The sequence below is a fragment of the Fructobacillus parabroussonetiae genome, from assembly GCF_018437265.1.
Taxonomy (GTDB): Bacteria; Bacillota; Bacilli; order Lactobacillales; family Lactobacillaceae; genus Fructobacillus; species Fructobacillus parabroussonetiae.
The window spans coordinates 1-18,270 of sequence record NZ_JAAMFL010000008.1 but is presented as its reverse complement, the minus strand read 5'-3'; the positions used below and the strand labels follow the sequence as shown (position 1 = coordinate 18,270).

Annotated in this window: 21 protein-coding genes; 19 read left to right on the top strand and 2 right to left on the bottom strand. The window is 47.0% G+C overall.

What is annotated here, in order from left to right; translation table 11 throughout:
- Nucleotides 1-31: 31 nt before the first annotated feature.
- The 10 genes from G6R30_RS05005 to G6R30_RS04960 all read left to right on the top strand — a co-directional run bounded on the left by G6R30_RS05005 (nt 32) and on the right by G6R30_RS04960 (nt 9,560).
- Entirely contained in the window at nt 32-721 is a 690-nt protein-coding gene (locus tag G6R30_RS05005) for a response regulator transcription factor (RefSeq protein WP_213822102.1), read from the top strand.
- A 1-nt stretch (nt 722) separates the two neighbouring features.
- Nucleotides 723-1,838: a sensor histidine kinase gene (locus G6R30_RS05000; RefSeq protein WP_213822100.1), complete on the top strand. Its 1,116-nt coding sequence runs from the start codon at nt 723-725 to the stop codon at nt 1,836-1,838.
- A 79-nt stretch (nt 1,839-1,917) separates the two neighbouring features.
- Nucleotides 1,918-2,880, top strand: coding sequence for a membrane protein insertase YidC (yidC, locus tag G6R30_RS04995; RefSeq protein ID WP_213822098.1), 963 nt, complete (start codon nt 1,918-1,920; stop codon nt 2,878-2,880).
- A 26-nt stretch (nt 2,881-2,906) separates the two neighbouring features.
- Nucleotides 2,907-3,680 carry a TrmH family RNA methyltransferase gene (locus tag G6R30_RS04990; RefSeq protein WP_213822096.1) on the top strand — a complete coding sequence of 258 codons (774 nt, stop codon included), beginning with the start codon at nt 2,907-2,909 and terminating at the stop codon, nt 3,678-3,680.
- 50 nt (nt 3,681-3,730) lie between these two features.
- Nucleotides 3,731-3,967, top strand: coding sequence for a preprotein translocase subunit SecG (gene secG, locus G6R30_RS04985; RefSeq protein WP_213822094.1), 237 nt, complete (start codon nt 3,731-3,733; stop codon nt 3,965-3,967).
- 66 nt (nt 3,968-4,033) lie between these two features.
- Entirely contained in the window at nt 4,034-6,466 is a 2,433-nt protein-coding gene (gene rnr / locus G6R30_RS04980; RefSeq protein ID WP_213822092.1) for a ribonuclease R, read from the top strand.
- A 22-nt stretch (nt 6,467-6,488) separates the two neighbouring features.
- Nucleotides 6,489-6,953, top strand: coding sequence for an SsrA-binding protein SmpB (smpB, locus tag G6R30_RS04975; protein WP_213822090.1), 465 nt, complete (start codon nt 6,489-6,491; stop codon nt 6,951-6,953).
- A gap of 225 nt (nt 6,954-7,178) precedes the next feature.
- Complete coding sequence (gene rny, locus G6R30_RS04970) at nt 7,179-8,735, top strand: ribonuclease Y (RefSeq protein ID WP_213822088.1); 1,557 nt, start codon at nt 7,179-7,181, stop codon at nt 8,733-8,735.
- A 142-nt stretch (nt 8,736-8,877) separates the two neighbouring features.
- On the top strand, nt 8,878-9,249 hold the full coding sequence (locus G6R30_RS04965; protein ID WP_213822086.1) for a DUF948 domain-containing protein: 372 nt from the start codon (nt 8,878-8,880) through the stop codon (nt 9,247-9,249).
- 11 nt (nt 9,250-9,260) lie between these two features.
- Entirely contained in the window at nt 9,261-9,560 is a 300-nt protein-coding gene (locus G6R30_RS04960) for a hypothetical protein (RefSeq protein WP_213822084.1), read from the top strand.
- Between the two features lie 49 nt (nt 9,561-9,609).
- Here the strand turns inward: G6R30_RS04960 and rnhC are convergent, their stop codons facing one another.
- Nucleotides 9,610-10,554, bottom strand: coding sequence for a ribonuclease HIII (gene rnhC / locus G6R30_RS04955; RefSeq protein WP_213822082.1), 945 nt, complete (start codon nt 10,552-10,554; stop codon nt 9,610-9,612).
- A gap of 83 nt (nt 10,555-10,637) precedes the next feature.
- On the opposite strand from rnhC, the gene G6R30_RS04950 reads away from it, so the two are divergent.
- From G6R30_RS04950 to G6R30_RS04935, 4 genes are read left to right on the top strand one after another with little or no spacing between them, the layout of a single operon-like run.
- Nucleotides 10,638-11,159: a CvpA family protein gene (locus G6R30_RS04950; RefSeq protein WP_213822080.1), complete on the top strand. Its 522-nt coding sequence runs from the start codon at nt 10,638-10,640 to the stop codon at nt 11,157-11,159.
- A gap of 13 nt (nt 11,160-11,172) precedes the next feature.
- Nucleotides 11,173-13,566: an endonuclease MutS2 gene (locus G6R30_RS04945; RefSeq protein ID WP_213822078.1), complete on the top strand. Its 2,394-nt coding sequence runs from the start codon at nt 11,173-11,175 to the stop codon at nt 13,564-13,566.
- A 60-nt stretch (nt 13,567-13,626) separates the two neighbouring features.
- Complete coding sequence (locus tag G6R30_RS04940) at nt 13,627-13,977, top strand: hypothetical protein (protein ID WP_213822077.1); 351 nt, start codon at nt 13,627-13,629, stop codon at nt 13,975-13,977.
- A 9-nt stretch (nt 13,978-13,986) separates the two neighbouring features.
- Entirely contained in the window at nt 13,987-15,084 is a 1,098-nt protein-coding gene (locus tag G6R30_RS04935) for a metaphase chromosome protein 1 (RefSeq protein WP_213822075.1), read from the top strand.
- Nucleotides 15,085-15,134: 50 nt separating this feature from the next.
- On the opposite strand, the gene G6R30_RS04930 is transcribed toward G6R30_RS04935, so the two are convergent.
- Nucleotides 15,135-15,458: a hypothetical protein gene (locus G6R30_RS04930; RefSeq protein ID WP_213822073.1), complete on the bottom strand. Its 324-nt coding sequence runs from the start codon at nt 15,456-15,458 to the stop codon at nt 15,135-15,137.
- 290 nt (nt 15,459-15,748) lie between these two features.
- On the opposite strand from G6R30_RS04930, the gene gmk reads away from it, so the two are divergent.
- From gmk to G6R30_RS04905, 5 genes are read left to right on the top strand one after another with little or no spacing between them, the layout of a single operon-like run.
- Nucleotides 15,749-16,348 carry a guanylate kinase gene (gmk, locus tag G6R30_RS04925; protein WP_213822071.1) on the top strand — a complete coding sequence of 200 codons (600 nt, stop codon included), beginning with the start codon at nt 15,749-15,751 and terminating at the stop codon, nt 16,346-16,348.
- Nucleotides 16,349-16,361: 13 nt separating this feature from the next.
- Entirely contained in the window at nt 16,362-16,577 is a 216-nt protein-coding gene (gene rpoZ / locus G6R30_RS04920) for a DNA-directed RNA polymerase subunit omega (RefSeq protein WP_213792852.1), read from the top strand.
- A gap of 1 nt (nt 16,578) precedes the next feature.
- Nucleotides 16,579-17,154: a peptidylprolyl isomerase gene (locus G6R30_RS04915; protein ID WP_213822069.1), complete on the top strand. Its 576-nt coding sequence runs from the start codon at nt 16,579-16,581 to the stop codon at nt 17,152-17,154.
- A 45-nt stretch (nt 17,155-17,199) separates the two neighbouring features.
- Complete coding sequence (locus tag G6R30_RS04910) at nt 17,200-17,589, top strand: CvfD/Ygs/GSP13 family RNA-binding post-transcriptional regulator (RefSeq protein ID WP_213822067.1); 390 nt, start codon at nt 17,200-17,202, stop codon at nt 17,587-17,589.
- 13 nt (nt 17,590-17,602) lie between these two features.
- Nucleotides 17,603-17,974 (top strand): hypothetical protein, encoded by a 372-nt coding sequence (locus G6R30_RS04905; protein ID WP_213822065.1) that lies wholly within the window; start codon nt 17,603-17,605, stop codon nt 17,972-17,974.
- Nucleotides 17,975-18,270 lie beyond the last annotated feature (296 nt).

Here is an 18,270-nt window from a genome sequence, read left to right as displayed (position 1 = left end):
TGTTCGTGACAGAACGCCAGCGGAGAAGATTATGAGTCGTATTTTAATTGTTGAAGATGAAGAAAATTTGGCAAAGTTCGTCAAGTTGGAATTAGAGCATGAAGGCTATCAAATTGAGACGGTCTTGAATGGTCGTGAAGGCCTTGACCGTGCCCTTGCAGAAGACTTTGATTTGATTCTCTTGGACTTAATGCTGCCCGAATTAAACGGTTTCGAAGTGGCCCGTCGCCTGCGTGAAGTCAAGAAGACGCCAATCATTATGATGACGGCCCGTGACTCAGTCATCGACCGTGTTTCCGGCTTGGATTACGGTGCTGATGACTATGTCGTCAAGCCCTTTGCCATCGAAGAATTGTTGGCCCGCGTTCGCTCGCTGATGCGTCGTATTGACATTGAAAAGGCGCCATCGGCTGCTTCATTAAACGTGATTGCCTTTAAAAACTTGAAGTTGGAAAAGGAAAACCGGACGGTTCGCCGGGATGATCAAATCATCTCATTAACAAAACGTGAGTACGATCTCTTGTTGATTTTGCTTGAAAATATCGACGTTGTCCAAGCCCGCGAAAAGCTTTTGAAAAAAGTCTGGGGCTTTGACACAAAGATTGAAACAAACGTTGTTGACGTCTACATTCGATACTTACGAAACAAGCTCGATGATCCCGAATCAAAGACTTCATATATCCAAACGGTCCGTGGAACGGGCTATGTGATGCGGAGCTGAGATGGCTAAAGGTAAGAATAACAATTCAAAACACTCATCGTTGACAACGAGTCAAGCCATCTTGACCCTTGGTTTAACGGTGGGTTTTTTACTAATCGCCTGCGGGATTATTCTTGGCTTGATGGTTGTTCAGGGCCCCGATTTAACTAAGGCGGTCTTTTCCGCCATTGGCCATTGGTGGTGGTCGTTTTTGGCCTTTGCCATTTTGGGCATCTTGCTGCTCGCCTTTCTCTTGGCTCAGTTGTTTGTTTGGCCAGTTAAGGCCATTACCAAAGTCATGCTGGCCTTCGAAGAAGATCCACTGACAAGCGACCGTGTGCGCTCCGTGCACTACAATCAAGAGCTCGACAACCTTGGCCAACTGTTGAACGTGACGATGACACAGGTGCAAAACCTGGTCCATTCACAGCAGGACTTTGTCTCGGATGTTTCCCATGAGCTTCGGACGCCCGTCGCCATTGTGAAGGGACACTTGAATCTTTTGGAGCGTTGGGGAAAGGACGACCCAGAGGTGTTGGCTGATTCTTTGTCCTCCTCACTTTCTGAAATCAAGCGAATGGAAGTCCTTGTTAACGAGATGCTTGAATTGACCCGTGCTGAAAAGTTGACGGTCAACGCTGACCAAGTCCAGACGGCCGTTTGGCCAGTTGTGGAGCGGGTCTACCATGATTTTCAAATTCTGCATCCCGAGTTTGTTTGGACCTTTGATAACGGTCTCGACCAGAAGGCTTCCGTTGCCATTCGGCCCGACCATTTGGAGCAATTACTGATTATTCTATTGGATAACGCCCTGAAGTATTCAACCGAACGTAAGGAAGTCCATTTGGCTTTAGCCAAGACGGGCGCCTGGGTTGAAATTGGCGTGCAGGACTTTGGCCAGGGGATTGCCGCCGAAGACTTGGACCGCATCTTTGATCGCTTTTACCGTGTCGATAAGGCCCGTGTCTACCAACCGGGTGGTAACGGCTTGGGCCTTTCCATCGTCAAAAAGATGGTGGCGGCATACGGCGGTCAGGTTCAGGTTGAGTCGGCCCTTGGCTCGGGCTCTTCTTTCCGCTTGCGCTTTCCCTTAACCACTGAACAGGTCGTGACGGAATCCGACGAAGACGAAAAGTAACCCAGTGATCGACGAATCTTGCTATAATTGGTGAGGATTACTGAAAAAACGAATTGAAATCAGCTTTTTAGGAGCAACTATGAAATTATTGAAACGCTATGCCACGATCTTGGTGGTTCTCTTTGACATCTACCTCTTCACAGGTGGATACGGTGTCCACGGGCGAATTTATGCCTTGGTTTCCAAGCCAATTGCCGAAATCCTTTTGCAAATTGCCAAAGCCGTTGGTGGTGTGAACGCCATTGGTTGGGCGATTATTATTTTGACCGCCATCATTCGCTTGATTTTGTTGCCAATCATGGTGAACCAATCAAAGAAGACGACCGTGTCACAACTCAAGATGCAAAAGATGCGTCGTGAATTTGAAAAGGTGCAAGCAGCTGTTAAAAGTGCGCAAACACCAGCCGAACAACAGGCCGCCTCAATGGCTTCCATGGCACTTTACCGGGAAAACAACATTTCCTTAACTGGCGGTGTTTCCTGGTTGACGATGGCGATTCAGATGCCCATCTTTTCCGGCTTGTATTTGGCCATCATGCATGCCAACGGGCTGAAGAGTGCGACCTTCTTTGGCTTCCAATTGTCATCACCACAGGTGCTGTTCTCTGTTTTGGTGCTGGTCATCTACCTCTGGCAAGCCTATTTGACACAGTTGCATGTTCCAGAAGCACAAAAGAAGCAAACCGGCGCTTTGATGTGGATGATGCCACTTGTGATTGCTGGCTTTACCTTTGTTTCCTCTGGTGCGCTGGGCTTGTATTTCATCGTTGGTGGAATCTTCGTGGTTTTGCAGGCATTTATCACCCACTTGATGCACGCTAATTTGAAGAAGCAAGTAGAAGATGACTTTGTGATTTTGAAGACGGCGGATGAATTGTTGCAGCAAGGAGCGGCCACTCAAACAGCCGGTCAGGCTGGCCCATCTTTTGGAAATGAAACCGTTAACCGTGTTCGCCCAGAAGATCTTCGACCACGCGATGTGACGGATGAAAAGCCCGAACAAGGCCGTAACGCTGGCAAGCAACACCGTGAAAACGACTAAATTGTCCAAGAAAAAAAGGAAGTATTATGGAACGAATTTTATCAAAACAGAATAATAAGGTGAAAGCCTGGGCGAAGTTGGCCACGAAGAAGGGCCGTCTCGAACAAAAGACTTATCTTTTGGACGGGTGGCACCTGGTGCAAGAAGCGATTAACGCCAACGCCAAATTCCACGCCATTATGGCAACGGAAGAGCAAATGGCCGAACACCTGCCCGATGTTCCACACGGTGTGCCAGCTTTTGAAATTTCAAAGGAAGTGGCGGCCCATATCGCTGGTTCGAAGACTCCCCAGGGCATTTTTGCTGAGGTGACCTTGCCAGAAAAGACCTTTGATCCAAATTATGTCCACGATGGTCTTTGGCTCTTCTTGGATGCCATTCAGGATCCTGGCAATGTTGGTACTTTGGTTCGAACAGCTGATGCCGCTGGCTTTAAGGGTGTCGTTTTGGGTGAAGGAACGGCCGACTTGTACGCGCCAAAAGTGGTTCGTGCCATGCAGGGATCAAACTTCCACTTGGAAGTGCTGCAAGGTAACTTGACCGATTGGATTTCGGCTTTCAAGGAAAATGATTTGCCTGTTTACGGATCAGAATTAAACGAAGAAGCCAAGCCATATCAAGACATTCACGGTCTTTCAGCCGGTGCTTTGATTGTGGGAAACGAAGGACAGGGCTTGGATCCAGAATTGGCCAAGCAGACAACGGCCAACCTCTATATCCCATTGATTGGTTCAGCCGAATCATTGAACGTTGCCGTTGCTGGTGGCGTTTTGATGTTCCGCCTGTCCCTTGGAAATTAAAGGGAACTTTGCTATACTAAGTAGTATGAATTGCGAGTGGAGGCGTCCTTGTGACTAATATTTTAACCATTCTCTTGCTAGTCGTTGGCTTCTTACTGATTGTTTCGGTAATGATGCAGCCTAGTAAGCAACAAGATGCACTGTCAGCTTTGTCTGGTGGCGCAACCGATTTATTTACGGAACGAAAGTCTCGCGGCTTTGAGGCCATCATGCGTCGAATTACGACGGTTCTTGGTGCTCTCTGGTTCATCATTGCACTTATTTTGATGTACTTAGCCGCTCATTAATCAATAAGGTCAGTTTACTTTTTTGTAGACTGATTTTTTATTAGCATTTTTTAGAAAGAAACAAAGATGGAAACAAAGCAAGTAAAAGAACAATTGGAAGGCTTCTTGAAAGCCAACCCCAAACAAGCCTTTTCCGCCCAAAACTTGGCGGATGGGCTTCGTTTAGAAGGGGCAGCGGGCTACCGTCAGGTGCTTGCCGTCCTCGAAAATTTGGCTGATAATCAGATTGTTAAGAGAGTCGAAAAGGATAGCTATCAATTCCAGGGCAAAAAGGGCGATATCGTTGGTGAGTTCAAGGCCAATGATAAGGGCTTTGGCTTTGTTCGCTATGATGAAAACCTTCCTGACTACTTTATTGGACCCGATAACACCATGCAAGCCATGCAGGGGGACACGGTTCGTGTTTCGATGGTAAAGCCAGCCCAATCAGCTGACCGAGGCCCAGAAGGACGAGTCGAAGAGATTCTCGAGCATGCCTATACTCGAGTAGTTGGCGTTTACACGTCCGATTCCCCATTTGAGGGAACGCTTGGCCAGATCCGACTTTCCGACAAAAAGGTTGGCTCCTTTCAGGTGATTGTTGAATCATCAACGGCCGATGCGGATTTACACGATGGCCAAGTTGTTGTCGCCGAAGTCGAATCATACGCTGATGCCGTTCATCCAAAGCAATTGGTGGCTTCTGTGACGGAAGTACTTGGCTTTGAAAATGAACCCGGCATGGACATCATGCAGATCGTTGAAAACAAGAAGGTGCCAAACCGCTTCCCAGACGCCGTGATGAGGGAAGCTGACGCCATTCCAAACGAAGTGCTGAAGTCCGAATGGGAAGGCCGACAAGACATTACGGATCAGCCTTTGGTGACCATTGATGGGGCTGATACCAAGGATATTGATGACGCCGTTGTAGCCTGGAAATTAGAAAACGGGAACTACCACCTCGGGGTCCACATCGCCGACGTTTCCCACTATGTCCGTCCGGGAACGGCCATCGATGAAGAGGCCTACAACCGTGGCACTTCGGTTTACTTGACTGACCGCGTGATTCCAATGCTGCCTCAGAAGTTGTCCAACGGCATTGCTTCTTTGAACCCCAACGTCACCCGCTTGGCCATGTCCGTGGAGATGGAAATCAACCCACAGGGTGAAGTAGTCAAGCACCGCTTAGAGCAATCCGTCATCGAATCCCACGCCCGGATGACCTATGACAAAGTCAACCAGATTCTTGCTGGCAATGAAGAAGCTCGAAAAGAATACGCCGGTCTGGCCGACATGTTTGACACGATGGGCGACTTGCACCAAATTTTGGCCAAGAAGCGTGAAAAGCGCGGGGCCATCGAATTCGATGCACCGGAAGGCTCCATTATCGTCGATGATCAGGGGAAGGCGATTGACGTGGTTGTCCGCGAACGAGGCACTGCAGAACGGATGATTGAATCCTTCATGCTGGCTGCCAACGAAACGGTCGCCGAACACTTTGATAAGAAGAAGGTCCCATTCCTTTACCGAATTCACGAAACGCCGGATGAGGAACGGGCGCAGTCCTTCTTTGAATTTGCTAAGGCATTGGGCCACCCGGTTAAGGGAGATCCAGCCAACGTGACGCCAATGATGCTCCAGACCTTGATGAAAAAGGTCAAGGACGACCCAACCGAACAAATGATTTCAACGATGATGCTGCGGGCCATGAAGCAGGCCAAGTATTCACCAGAACCACTGGGCCACTTTGGCCTGGGAGCTGAGTACTATACGCACTTTACTTCGCCAATCCGTCGTTACCCTGACTTAACGGTTCACCGCTTGATTAAGTGGTACGAAAAGAATGGTTACGGCGTTGAAGCACAGGAAAAGTATGCCTCATCACTGGCAGAAATCGGGGTCGATACTTCCACTCGTGAACGCCGGGCAATCGACGCGGAACGTTTGGTCGATGCCATGAAGAAGGCCGAGTACATGGAAGACAAAGTCGGCAACGAATACGAAGGTGTGGTCAACGCGGCTTTGAAGTTCGGCCTCTTTGTCTCCTTGGATAACACCGTTGAAGGCTTGGTTCACATCTCAAACCTGACGGATGACCACTATGACTACGACGAAAAGCACGCGGCTTTGATTGGCCGTTCCAAGCACCACATCTTCCAGATTGGTCAAAAGGTCAAGGTGAAGGTCATCCGTGCTTCTAAGAAGGATTCGACCGTCGACTTTATGCTGGTCAATCCAGAAGAAGCACCAACGACTGATATCAAAGTCCCACAGCCAAGCCGTGGCCAATTCGGTCGCGATAAGCGGGACAAGAACCGCGGGCGTGGAAACGGTGGCAACCGGAAAGGCGGTAATGACCGTAACCGTGGCCGCTCTGACCGTCAAGGCAAACAAGATGGGCAGAGAAAGAGCCAGGGTCAGTCAGTCCAAGGCCGTTCGAATGGCAATCAAAAGAGGGGCCAGCAGGCTGCCAAGTCTGGTCAAAACCACAAGCACCCCTTCCAAATGAAGCAGAAGTAAGTCGTTAGCGAAAGGAGCTGCCATGGCAAAGAAAAAACAAGTTCAAAATGATGCTCTGGCAACCAATCGAAAGGCTCGTTTTAACTACGCGATTGAAGAGACTTTTGAGGCCGGCATTGTCTTAACAGGGACGGAAATCAAGTCCGTTCGTGCCGGACAAATTACCATTGGGGATGGCTTTGTGACGGTGCATGACGGGCAGGCCTACCTGACGAACGTGCACATTGCCACTTATGAACAAGGCAATCAATTTAATGTTGATCCTTTACGTTCGCGCATTTTGCTTTTGCATAAAAAACAGATTCAGCATCTCGAAGTGTTGGTGAAGGAAAGCGGTGTGACCGTGGTACCGTTAAAGGTTTACCTAAAAAAAGGCTTCGCTAAGGTATTAATTGGTGTCGGCCGTGGAAAAAAGCAGTATGACAAGCGGCAATCGATTAAGAAACGGGATGTCGAGCGTGATTTGAACCGACAATTTAAACGATAAGAAAAAGGGCGATCATTTGATGGTCCCTTTTTCTTATTTAGAAAATTCAGCCGCCTGCTCATAAAATTTTTAATCGGTTACTTCGCGCTAAAAAGTCCCGTTTAATCGTCTAAATAAAAGAATTCTAGGAGCTTTTTAATCCTTTCTCTAATTGACCGGCGGCTGTCTTTTGTCTATACTAGACATGTGAATTGAATTAAAATTCATGACTGAAAGGAAAAGAATATGCTGACTATCATTATCTCAGCACTCTTTGCACTTTTCATCGGCTTAGCTGGTGGTTATTTAACGAAAAAGATTCTGGATCAGATTCGTTTGAATAACGCTAAGCAGATGGCAACAAACATTTTAAAACAAGCAGAAGACGAAGCAAAAAGCATTAAAAAATCCGCTGAAGTCGATGCGAAGGTCTACGCCCAAGAGTATCGTCACCAGGTTGAACAATCCCTTGCCGATCGCCAAAAGCGAGTCGAAGGACAGGAAACACGTCTGCAAGACCGGATTGATACACTGGACAAGAAGGACGCCACGTTAAATGAACGCGATGCTTCTTTGATTAAGAAAGAAACAAAGTTGCAAAACCGTTTGGATGCGGCGACTGAAAAGGAAGAAGCGGCACAGCAAAAGCTTTCCGAACAAGAGAGTAAGCTTGAAGAAATTGGTCAAATGACCAGGGATCAAGCCAAAGACGTCATCTTGTCGACTTCCAAAGCCCAACTCGAAAAAGAGCGGGCAGCCTTGATTCAAGAATATGAACAAGACGCTAAAAACGAAGGGGAGAAGCGTGCCCGTAACCTAGTGGTGGAGGCAATCCAACGCTCTGCTGCCGACACGGTTTCCGATGTGACGGTTTCCGTTGTGAACTTGCCTAGCGAGGACATGAAGGGCCGGATTATTGGTCGCGAAGGACGAAACATTCGAACGATTGAATCGCTGACGGGTATCGACTTGATTATCGATGATACGCCAGAATCCGTCGTTTTGTCTGGTTTTGACCCACTCCGCCGACAGATTGCTAAAAACGCCTTGGAGGCGCTGATTGCCGATGGCCGAATCAATCCTGCAAAGATTGAAGAAGCAGTTGAAAAGGCTCGCCGTCAGATGGATGAAAACATTCGTCAAAAGGGTGAAGAAGCAGTCTTTGAATTGGGAATCCGCGGTTTGCACCCCGACTTGATTAAGTTGGTTGGTCGCATGAATTACCGTACTTCTTATGGCCAAAATGTCTTACAACACTCTCTAGAAGTCGCTAAACTCACTGGTTTAATGGCTTCAGAATTTAAAATGGATGTCGCACAAGCAAAGCGTGCCGGACTTTTACATGATATTGGAAAAGCCGTCGATGCCGAAGTTGAAGGTTCTCACGTTGAACTCGGTGTTCGAATTGCAGAAAAGTATCATGAAAAGGCCAATGTCGTTAATGCCATCGCCGCCCACCACGGTGATACGGAAGCAACATCACCACTTGCTGAACTGGTCACAGCGGCCGATGCCATATCAGCTGCTCGTCCAGGGGCTCGTTCCGAGTCGCTTGAAAATTACGTTCAACGATTGACGGATTTGGAGCACATCGCAAGTGACTATCAAGGTGTTAAAACCGCCTATGCCATTCAAGCCGGCCGTGAGGTCCGCGTGATGGTTGAGCCTGATCAGATTTCTGACATTCAGGCAACGGTTCTCGCCCACGATATTAAAGCGGAAGTTGAAGATCAGCTCGAGTATCCAGGACACGTGAAGGTAACGGTTGTCCGTGAAACAAGAGCAGTTGATTACGCCCGTTAAAAAAAGCCCCTCGGGGCTTTTTTCTTTTTTGAAAACAAATCGGCGGTTGCAAACTGGCGAATACCGCCTTTTTCCTGTTATTTCCTTCATATTTTGTTACAATGGGTTTGATTATTTATTAAATTTATTGATTGGAGAGATTATGACAGTAGGACAGATTTCACTATTAATTTTCGCCTTGGCCTTCTTGCTACTTGTGTTGGCCTTGTCCGTATTCTTGCTTCGCTTGACGCGTTCCGTTTCGGTATTGACGACTGATTTGGACACGGTGGTCCGTTCATCAAACGAATTGATTGCCAATACCAATCTGTTGGTTGATGATGTCAATGACAAAATGGCGACGTTGAACGTGACGGTACAGGCCGCAGCTGACTTGTCCGAAACGATTTCTGATTTGAACCAATCCGTTCGTAAGACATCGACGTCAGTTTCTGGATTTGGGACAGCAACCAAGACTGGTTTTGCCCTCGTCTTGTCAAAACTCTTCAAAAAGTCCTCAAAGAAGGCAAAGTGAAAGGATCAATCATGAAAGCATCAACTAAAGTACTGGCAGGTTTTCTCTTTGCCATGGGCGCATCAGCCGCATATAAGCTATCTAAGTCCGAACAAGATCAAGAAAACCTGAAAGCCAAGTTAAACGACGTTCAAAGCCAATTGGCTGACATGGTTGACAAGGCATCAACGGCAGTTCAGCCATACATCGAACAGGCAAAGGCTTCGTATGTGTCATCAAAAGAAGCACTGTCTGATTCCGTTGTTCCAAGTGAAGATGACAATCAAGAAGACATCGAACTTGAAGAAACGGATCTTGATTTGAATAAGTAAAGAAAAAACACCGACTTTTGATGAAAGCGGTGTTTTTCTTTGGCTTCGTTTAACGAAAGGCCTGGGCTTTTTTTGTATTGGCAAAGTGGAGCTTCGCAAAGTGTCGTAAGTCTTTGCCTTGATTCATTAAGGAAGCAGCGATTCGATCAGCCTCTTTTCCGGCACCAATGGGCAAGGTGACGCCGGCTTCTTGACTCAGTTCGGCCATACTGCGTAATTCGACATAGCGGGCAAGGACCGAGGCGGCCGCCACGGCGACGTGCTCGGTTTCCCCTTTTGTAATGAAATAAGTCGGCAGGTCCGGCCTTGGTTGGTGGTTCTTTTCTAGGTAGCGATAGTAGGAGGACCCCTGGACAAATTGATCGACCAGAATGGCATCGGGCCTTTTTTCTTGCCCAATCTTTTTTAGAACCTGATTGTGCGTGAAGTTGTGGGAGAGGGCCTTCATCGCGACAACGTTTTGACCGCTTTCTTGTTTTTGATTATAAAAGTCAGGGATTAAATTGACAATGTGATAGGGTAAATGCTCCAGAATGTAGGGGGCTAACTTCTTAATTTTGTCATCGGTCAAGGTTTTTGAGTCGGCAAAACCAAGTTCACGGAGCTTTTCGACCTGATCTGCCGGAACGTAGACCGCTGCGGTGGTTAGCGGACCGAAGTAAGCACCAGCACCCACCTCATCCGAACCAATGACCCCCCAATCCGCGAAGCCGGCCGGTAGTTTTGGCCGACTGCTCTTGGTCGATTTAGACCGCTGTTGGTTGTGTTGGGTCATTTTTTCACCTTTTTTAATGAGGGACTGAAAGCGAGCCGCTTCGTGATCCGTTTCTTTTCCTTGAAAAAGCACTTTGCCAGAAGAGTAGCCAGTGATTGTCAGGCCGTTTTTCTTTGCTTGAAAAAGGCTGTTTTTCGGTGCGGGCCGAACGAGTTCCTTCGAATAGGCCGCTTTGACCTGTTTTAGGCCTTCGTTTGTCAGTAAAATCACAGTTTGCATGCCTTAATTATAGCAGTTTTAATGGTATAATTGAGAGGATTCAGGTGAGCCTTTTTGCTCGCCTATTTTTTAGGAGGACGCCCATGGTACTCATGTGGATTGGCATAATCTTTTTAATTCTGATGGTCCATTCGGGCTATCGGACTGGATTTGTGACGAGTCTGGCACGGATTGTCCTATGGGGACTGATTCTTTACGTGGCAACCGTCCTTTCAAAGCCCCTCTCAACTGTTTTTTCTGGATGGATTTCGGGCCAGTTTGCTCGGCCATCGGTACCAAGTTCTTGGGCGAGTTCAGGATCGACTTTTCTCGCATCGGGCCTTGCCTTTGCACTAATCATGGCGCTCGGGACATTCGTTGGCCATTTCTTGCTACGGTCGGTGCATTTCGTGCGCCGCATTCCTTTCTTAGGCAAAGTCGATGGCCTACTAGGCGCAGCCCTGTCCCTTGTTTTGGGACTGGTCCTTTCTTTCTTTTGCCTTGAAATTTTGTCGGTTATTCCAAACGCCTGGTTGCAGGGCCAGTTTGCGGAAAACCAATTCTTAAATCACTATTTGGATCAATTCCCCATCATTTCAAATCAAATTTATCAATGGTGGCTTTAATTACTGAGGTCTTATGAATCAAAAAGTTCTTCAAACACTTGAATACGAAAAAGTAAAACAAATGCTTCTGCCCTATGTCCAGACGGCTCAGGGCGAAAAGATGGTGGCGGCTTTGCAACCATCTTCTTCCTATGCTGAAGTGGCCGAGTGGCTCCAAGAAACAGCGGAAGCCACAATGGTTGAACGGCTGCACGGTGGCTTGGCTTTACCAAATTTGGAAGACATTCAAGAGCAAGCGCGCCGTTTGCAAATCGAAGCGTCGCTTAGTGGTAGCGAAATCGTCTCCCTAGCCAAAGTCTTGCAGGCGACCGCTGCGGTTGCGCATTTCTTTGAACGCATTGAGGCAGACGACCTACAGGGATCGTTGCCACGGTTGCAGGCAAAGGTTGATCAACTGATTCTCTTACCAGAGCTAACCAAGAAGGTAGCCCAGACGATTGACGAACAGGGCCGCGTGCTCGATTCGGCCTCATCAGCCTTAGCCTCCTTCCGCCGGCAAATGGCTGGAAAGGAAGCAGCCATAAGAGATCGCTTAGCTAACTATACCCGTGGTAAATCCGCACGCTATCTGTCCGAAACCATCGTGACGAAGCGTGCTGATCGCTATGTCTTACCTGTCAAAGTCGAATACCGACATCAAGTGCCCGGAATCGTTCATGATCAGAGTCAATCCGGTCAAACTTACTACATTGAACCACAGGCAGTGGTTGAATTAGCAAACGACTTGTCAGAAGTTCGCGTCTTGGCATTAGCCGAGGAAGACCGCGTGCTGGCCGAGCTTTCTGTTTTATTGGCGGAACACGAAGAAGACCTGCGCCAAAACGCTTTTGTTTTGGGGCAGCTAGACTTTATTAACGCCAAGGCCCGTCTCGCCAAAGCTCAAAATGCGATGGCACCCGAACTGTCTGAAAAAAAGGAAGTGTCTTTGGTCCAGGCCTGGCATCCGTTGATCGGCGAAGAAAAGGCCGTTAAAAATGATATTCGTCTTGGCGGTGACTTTGAAACGTTGATTATTACAGGGCCAAACACGGGTGGTAAAACCATCACGATTAAAACACTGGGCCTGCTGCAGCTGTTGGCCCAATCCGGTCTCTTTATCACAGTGGCTCGGCCATCAACGGTGACCGTTTTTGAAGACATCTTTGCCGATATTGGGGATGAACAGTCAATTGAGCAGAATCTATCGACTTTTTCATCACATATGGAAAATATCAAGGGCATTTTGTCTCAAACAAATGAAAACAGTCTCGTGATCTTTGATGAATTAGGCGCCGGAACGGATCCAGCCGAAGGGGCAGCCCTGGCCATGGCCATTTTGGATAAGACGAAGGCGCTTGGTGCAAAAACCATTGCCACCACGCACTATCCCGAATTAAAGCTGTATGGAAACGAGCGGTCCGAAACGGAAAATGCCTCAATGGTCTTCGATGTGGCAACTTTGCAGCCGACTTACCAATTGCTAATCGGTGTTCCAGGACAGTCGAACGCCCTTGCCATTGCTGCTCGACTCGGTTTTTCAAAGGATGTTTTGGATGATGCCAAAACAATGGTGAACCCAGAAGACCAGCAGCTCAATGACATGATTAAGGACCTGGTTGATCAACGGCAAGCGGTCAAGAGTGAGCGGGCACGCTTGAGTGAAGAGCAAAAACAAACCGATCGCTTACAAAAGACACTAGAAGAAAAACAACTGAAGATCGAAAAAGAGCAGGCCAAAGTCATGCTCGATGCCAAGCAAAGGGCTAATGAGCTGGTTAAAAAGACCCGCGATGAAGCGGATCAATTAATTAAGTCCATTCGGGCCGAACGCTTGGCTGGTGGGCAGCAGAAAAAGATGTCCGAACAAGATCTTCAGAAGCAAAAGCAAGCGATTGCTGCCTTGCAACAATCGGATAAGCTTGAAAAGAACAAGGTCTTACAAAAGGCCAAACGCGTCAAGGAACTGAATGCTGGCGATGAAGTCGTGGTTTCATCTTACAATCAGCAGGGAACTTTGGTGAAAAAACACAAAAATGGCCAATGGGAAGTTCAGATGGGTATTTTGAAAATGCTGGTCGATGAAGATGACCTGACGAAGACCGAAGGAACCGCTCAGGCGCAAAAGGAAAAGAAGCAGCGACAAAAGGTGAAAAAGACCGCCGCTCGTTCCGGTAATACCGGTCGCGTTCAGGCTAAGCTTGATCTTCGTGGTGTTCGTTATGAAGCCGCCTTGCACGACCTTGACCGCTATTTGGATTCTGTGGTGCTGGCCAACCTTTCCTCCGTTGAAATTATTCACGGAAAGGGTTCTGGTGCACTACGTCAAGGTGTCACCGAATTCTTACGTTCTGATCGCCGAGTAAAGGAATTCCACTTTGCCTCAGCAAACGCCGGTGGCGATGGCGCAACGATTGTGACTTTGAAATAAGACGAGGTCACGTGATGAACTTTTAAATGAAATGAGGGGCTTTTGCCCAAAAGGAGCCGTATGGCAGAAAAGAAGTATCCAGCAGGACAATACCTATCCGCATTGTTTGGCTATGCCCGTGACTTTAACTATAATCACTTAGTATTTGAAGTGAACCGCTTCAAGGTGTCCGTTTCCTTGCAGCGCCGGTCAAACACCTATGGACACGCCGATTTATTCTATTCATCGGCAGAACCAAAGGCTTTTGCTCCAGTACTGTCAGCGATTAACCAAGCCATCGAGATTGCAGAATTGGAAGGTGACCGACAAGCGACGGTGAAAACACCCGACTTAACACGTAAAGACCAAATTTTCCAATTCAAAATGAAGGAATTTGGTCACGGAAAGTACCTTCTCGACCTAAGTATTTAAGGAGTTGTCATGAAACAAGGAAAATCAGCTCAAATTAAAAAATTCAAAAAGCAAAAAAGCTTGCAGAAGTTTCAGCAAAAGGCAAAGTTATCCCCATTTGACTACAATGACTTTGCTGGCTTTCTACGTGCACGATTCTTTTTGACGAAGCAACACAGTTATCAAAAGGAAACCTTTGAAGTGGCTTCATTCTTCTTGGATGATTTGATTGCGACAATGGTGCAGCAGAACTTTTCGGACTTCACTTCGGATAAGCACGTGATTGTTAAGCTCAATGAGGTCATGGAGGCGGCATTGGTCCAGTCTTCTGATCGCGATTGGCGCTACTTTATCGTGCTGATGCCCGTTTTGTACGATATTCAGGCCTTTATCGCCAAGGAAGCTTCCGTTTCGGATCGCTTTTCCGTTCAGACGACTGCTTTCGACCCAAACTTCTGGCGAATGATCATCCGAACAGTGCTTGCGGTTAACTATTTCCGTTTTCAAGGGCAAGATGTTGCCAAAGTCATGTCGGAAGGCAATGCCATTGATGACCTGCAATTTAAGTTCCTGAACCAAAACGCTGAAGATGACGACTTTGATTTGGCGACAATTGAAGAGGTTTATAAGGGCTTGGCGGTCACGCAGCCAGTGTTGTCTGGTAAGACTGTCGAACCCAAGGAAGAGAAGCTTTCGCCAGAAGCAATTGATGACGAAGTGGCCTTCGGTAAACGAATGGTCGAGACTTTCCAGAAGACGGCCATCAAGGATGTGGTTTCTGAGCAGGAAGTTCAGATGTTATTGGCTTTCCATAAGGGCTTAGCTGAAAAGTACCAGGTGACGCACCGCGAATGGACAAATGATCTGTTAACCACTTTTGCTAAGAACGATTTGATGGCTTATTGGCAACCAGAATGGGATTCTCTTGATGGGTTAGGGGGCGAAATTGCACGTTACGTGAAGTTCCTTGACCAAAAGAAGGCCGTTGACACGGTTCGCTTAGCAGCCTTAGAAAGTTCAGGTCTGGATCACTTTGTTGATATTTTGGCGGTGAACACTCTGCTGGCACAACTTTCAATGCAGCGTGTTGAAGCACTTTTACAAGAACCAAAGCGATCTGAGAAATAAAAAAAGACGCAACGCCCAAGAGAGGGGACGTTGCGTCTTTTTGATTCGGTTTAGCCGATGTGGCGAAGGAGAGCGGGGGCCAATTGATGGCAGCGGTTCGTCATCTCATCTTCAATGAGTAGGGCGCCTGCCTTGTCTTGGAAGACGATACCAAAGAAGTCTTGAATGCGCTCTTGATCAAAGCCGTAGTTCATTTGGACGGCCACGGGCTGACCATTGTTAATGGCCGCTTCTAACCGGTTAATCAGAACGGTGCTGTTCTGTTGTTCCTTTAATGGCACCACTTCAAAGTGCTCCTTGATTTTTGTCCAACTGTTTTTGAGTTGGTTGAAAAAATTGATTTGTGGTTGGGCTGAAAGCTTAACTTGCATCATGCCGCCTCCTCTTTAGCTGTTGACTTTAGTATACGAACAACTGTTCGGAAAAGCAAGAGCTTTTCTTTCTTAAATTTATCTAAAGAGTGGATAAAAGCTTCTATATCAGTCATTTATCCACAATTCAGAAAAAGGGAACAGCCTTTCTCTTTTCGTATTTTGTTCGTCTCGTTTTATGAGGGACGAGTGGCGGATTGAGGGACGGGATTATGGGAAGGATTGATTGAATTTGTTGCCTTTTCCTGGTAGACTACTACTATTAGATACTAAAGACGATAAAGAGGACGAACATGACTGAACGGGGCTTGCTAATTGTCTTATCAGGACCATCTGGTGTTGGTAAGGGGACGGTTCGAAAGGCGATTTTTGAGGATGACGCGGTTGATTTCCGTTACTCAATCTCAGCGACGACGCGAAAGCCTCGTACTGGCGAAGAGAATGGGAAGGATTACTTCTTCGTTTCCCGTGACGAATTTGAAGAAAAGATTCAAGCTGGTGACATGTTAGAGTATGCCGAGTACGTTGGTAATTACTACGGCACACCCCGTTCGTTTATTGAAAAAACCTTAGCATCCGGTCGAGATGTTTTCTTGGAAATCGATGTTCAGGGGGCCTTGCAAGTAAAGGCTAAGATGCCAGAGGGCGTTTATATCTTCTTGACGCCACCAGATATTAAGAACTTACGCATGCGTTTGGAAGGTCGCGGAACGGATTCCGCTGAAGTGATTGAAAAACGTGTGGCAGCCGCCAAGGATGAGTTGAAGAAAATGATTAACTACAATTACGCTGTTGAAAACGACGTGGTTGAAAAGGCGGTTGATCGAATCAAGGCCATTATTACAGCCGAACGCCTTCGGGTGTCGCGCGTGATTGACCAAATTACGGAATAATAAGGAGAAAACCATGTTACTTTACCCATCAGTTGATAAGTTACTTGAAAAAGTCGATTCACGTTATAAGTTAATCGCTTTGGCATCAAAGCGTGCCCGCGAATTGGACGCTGGAATGCCTGCAACGCAAGTGAAGTTTGATTCCGTTAAAACGGTCGGACAAGCCCTTGAAGAAATCGAAGCCGGCGACGTGGTGATTAACCCCGTTGTGCAAGATACTGAGGATTAAGATGAGCGACTTTCCACAATTGGACTTAGGTCCAAATGACATCAAAGCGACCTTGAAAACAAGCGTTGGTGATATTGCCTTAGCGCTTTTCCCCGAACAAGCGCCAAAGGCTGTTGAGAATTTTTTGACCCATGCTAAAAACGGCGACTATGATCAAGTGATTTTTCACCGTGTGATTAATGACTTTATGATTCAAACCGGCGATCCAGAAGGAACGGGTCGTGGTGGTCAAAGTATTTGGGGGAAGCCTTTTAAGGATGAGTTCTCAAAGGAACTCTTTAACATCCGCGGTGCTTTGTCGATGGCAAACGCTGGTCCCAATACGAATGGTTCCCAGTTTTTCATTGTTCAAAACAAGCACTTCCCAAAGCAGATGAAACCTTATTTGGGCCGTTATGATGACGAAATCGCGAAGGTTTATCAAGAAGAGGGTGGCACGCCATGGTTAGATGGTAAGCACACCGTCTTTGGCCAGGTGGTCGAAGGGATGGACGTTGTTGATAAGATTGCAGCAGCAAAAGCCGATCGTGCCGACCGACCAGTAAAAGACATTGTGATTGAACAAGTTGTCCTTTAGCCTTTGGCGAGGACTTTTTTATTTAAAAAAGAAAGGAGTCGCGTGATGACATATCAAATCGGTCAACAAGTCACGGGAACCGTAACGGGTATTCAGCCATACGGCGCTTTTGTTAAATTAGATGACGACACCCAGGGGTTAATTCACATTTCAGAATTAAAGTCTGGCGTGGTAAAAAACCTTTCAGACGAACTGTCGGTTGGTCAAAAGGTGACGGCTATTGTGTTAGACATTGACCAGTATAGTCAGAAAATCTCGCTTTCAGTTCGTCAATTGAGCCTGATGCCCCTTGCGGATACGCCAATTATCAAAAACACGAATGTGAAGCGTCGTTTTTGGACGAACTACCATTTGGACTTTGGCTTTGAACCAATTGCCTTGGCAATGCCAAGTTGGTTGAAGGAAGCGACGAAACGTTTGGGAATTTCGGACTAAAAGGAGTGAGACGATGACAGTAGTTGCAGCAACGGTGATTGCCTATCAGAATGAGATCCCTTATTTTTTGGTGGAAGATGTGAAGGGCAAGGATGAATTCCTAGCAGTCAATGTTCACCAGCACCATGAGGAAACGTCACTGGGCATGATTTTGAAGTCCTTTGCCGCTTTGGGTGTCAAAGACTTTGATTCTTGGCGCTTAGGAGAACTGGCGACGATTAAATTGCCGGGAGAAGAGCAGGCACCGCTTTATTCCTTTCACGTGACCGACTTTGCAAAAGTCGAAAAGGATCTTCCGAAAACACTCTCTTTTAAGTCGGGGGATGAGCTCCGGGATCTCTTAATGACCATTCAGCCTTCCACCTTTACCTCTTTTGACGAATAGGGCGAAGGTCTTTTAATTAATAAGAGGCGATTAACGGGTAAAAGGCAGACGATTCAGTTCATATTATGAATCTTTCTTCGGTTTTTCTAGATTCGTTGATTTTCTTCTAAAAACCCATTGACCTGCCCCGGCAAAGTCAGTATACTAATTATTGTTCCTTGCGAGGGACTGGTGCAAATGACTTAAGTCACGAGCGTCAATAAAAACTCAAAATAACAGTTGACCGTAAGGTAATAAGCTGCTATGATATATGAGTTGCCCAATCGGGTACGCACATTGAAAACTGAACAAAACTT

Coding starts and splice junctions, on each gene's coding strand:
- G6R30_RS05005 (WP_213822102.1), top strand. CDS start 32: ATGAGTCGTATTTTAATTGTTGAAGATGAAGAAAATTTGGCAAAGTTC.
- G6R30_RS05000 (WP_213822100.1), top strand. CDS start 723: ATGGCTAAAGGTAAGAATAACAATTCAAAACACTCATCGTTGACAACG.
- yidC (WP_213822098.1), top strand. CDS start 1,918: ATGAAATTATTGAAACGCTATGCCACGATCTTGGTGGTTCTCTTTGAC.
- G6R30_RS04990 (WP_213822096.1), top strand. CDS start 2,907: ATGGAACGAATTTTATCAAAACAGAATAATAAGGTGAAAGCCTGGGCG.
- rnr (WP_213822092.1), top strand. CDS start 4,034: ATGGAAACAAAGCAAGTAAAAGAACAATTGGAAGGCTTCTTGAAAGCC.
- smpB (WP_213822090.1), top strand. CDS start 6,489: ATGGCAAAGAAAAAACAAGTTCAAAATGATGCTCTGGCAACCAATCGA.
- rny (WP_213822088.1), top strand. CDS start 7,179: ATGCTGACTATCATTATCTCAGCACTCTTTGCACTTTTCATCGGCTTA.
- G6R30_RS04965 (WP_213822086.1), top strand. CDS start 8,878: ATGACAGTAGGACAGATTTCACTATTAATTTTCGCCTTGGCCTTCTTG.
- G6R30_RS04960 (WP_213822084.1), top strand. CDS start 9,261: ATGAAAGCATCAACTAAAGTACTGGCAGGTTTTCTCTTTGCCATGGGC.
- rnhC (WP_213822082.1), bottom strand. CDS start 10,554: ATGCAAACTGTGATTTTACTGACAAACGAAGGCCTAAAACAGGTCAAA.
- G6R30_RS04950 (WP_213822080.1), top strand. CDS start 10,638: ATGGTACTCATGTGGATTGGCATAATCTTTTTAATTCTGATGGTCCAT.
- G6R30_RS04945 (WP_213822078.1), top strand. CDS start 11,173: ATGAATCAAAAAGTTCTTCAAACACTTGAATACGAAAAAGTAAAACAA.
- G6R30_RS04940 (WP_213822077.1), top strand. CDS start 13,627: ATGGCAGAAAAGAAGTATCCAGCAGGACAATACCTATCCGCATTGTTT.
- G6R30_RS04935 (WP_213822075.1), top strand. CDS start 13,987: ATGAAACAAGGAAAATCAGCTCAAATTAAAAAATTCAAAAAGCAAAAA.
- G6R30_RS04930 (WP_213822073.1), bottom strand. CDS start 15,458: ATGATGCAAGTTAAGCTTTCAGCCCAACCACAAATCAATTTTTTCAAC.
- gmk (WP_213822071.1), top strand. CDS start 15,749: ATGACTGAACGGGGCTTGCTAATTGTCTTATCAGGACCATCTGGTGTT.
- rpoZ (WP_213792852.1), top strand. CDS start 16,362: ATGTTACTTTACCCATCAGTTGATAAGTTACTTGAAAAAGTCGATTCA.
- G6R30_RS04915 (WP_213822069.1), top strand. CDS start 16,579: ATGAGCGACTTTCCACAATTGGACTTAGGTCCAAATGACATCAAAGCG.
- G6R30_RS04910 (WP_213822067.1), top strand. CDS start 17,200: ATGACATATCAAATCGGTCAACAAGTCACGGGAACCGTAACGGGTATT.
- G6R30_RS04905 (WP_213822065.1), top strand. CDS start 17,603: ATGACAGTAGTTGCAGCAACGGTGATTGCCTATCAGAATGAGATCCCT.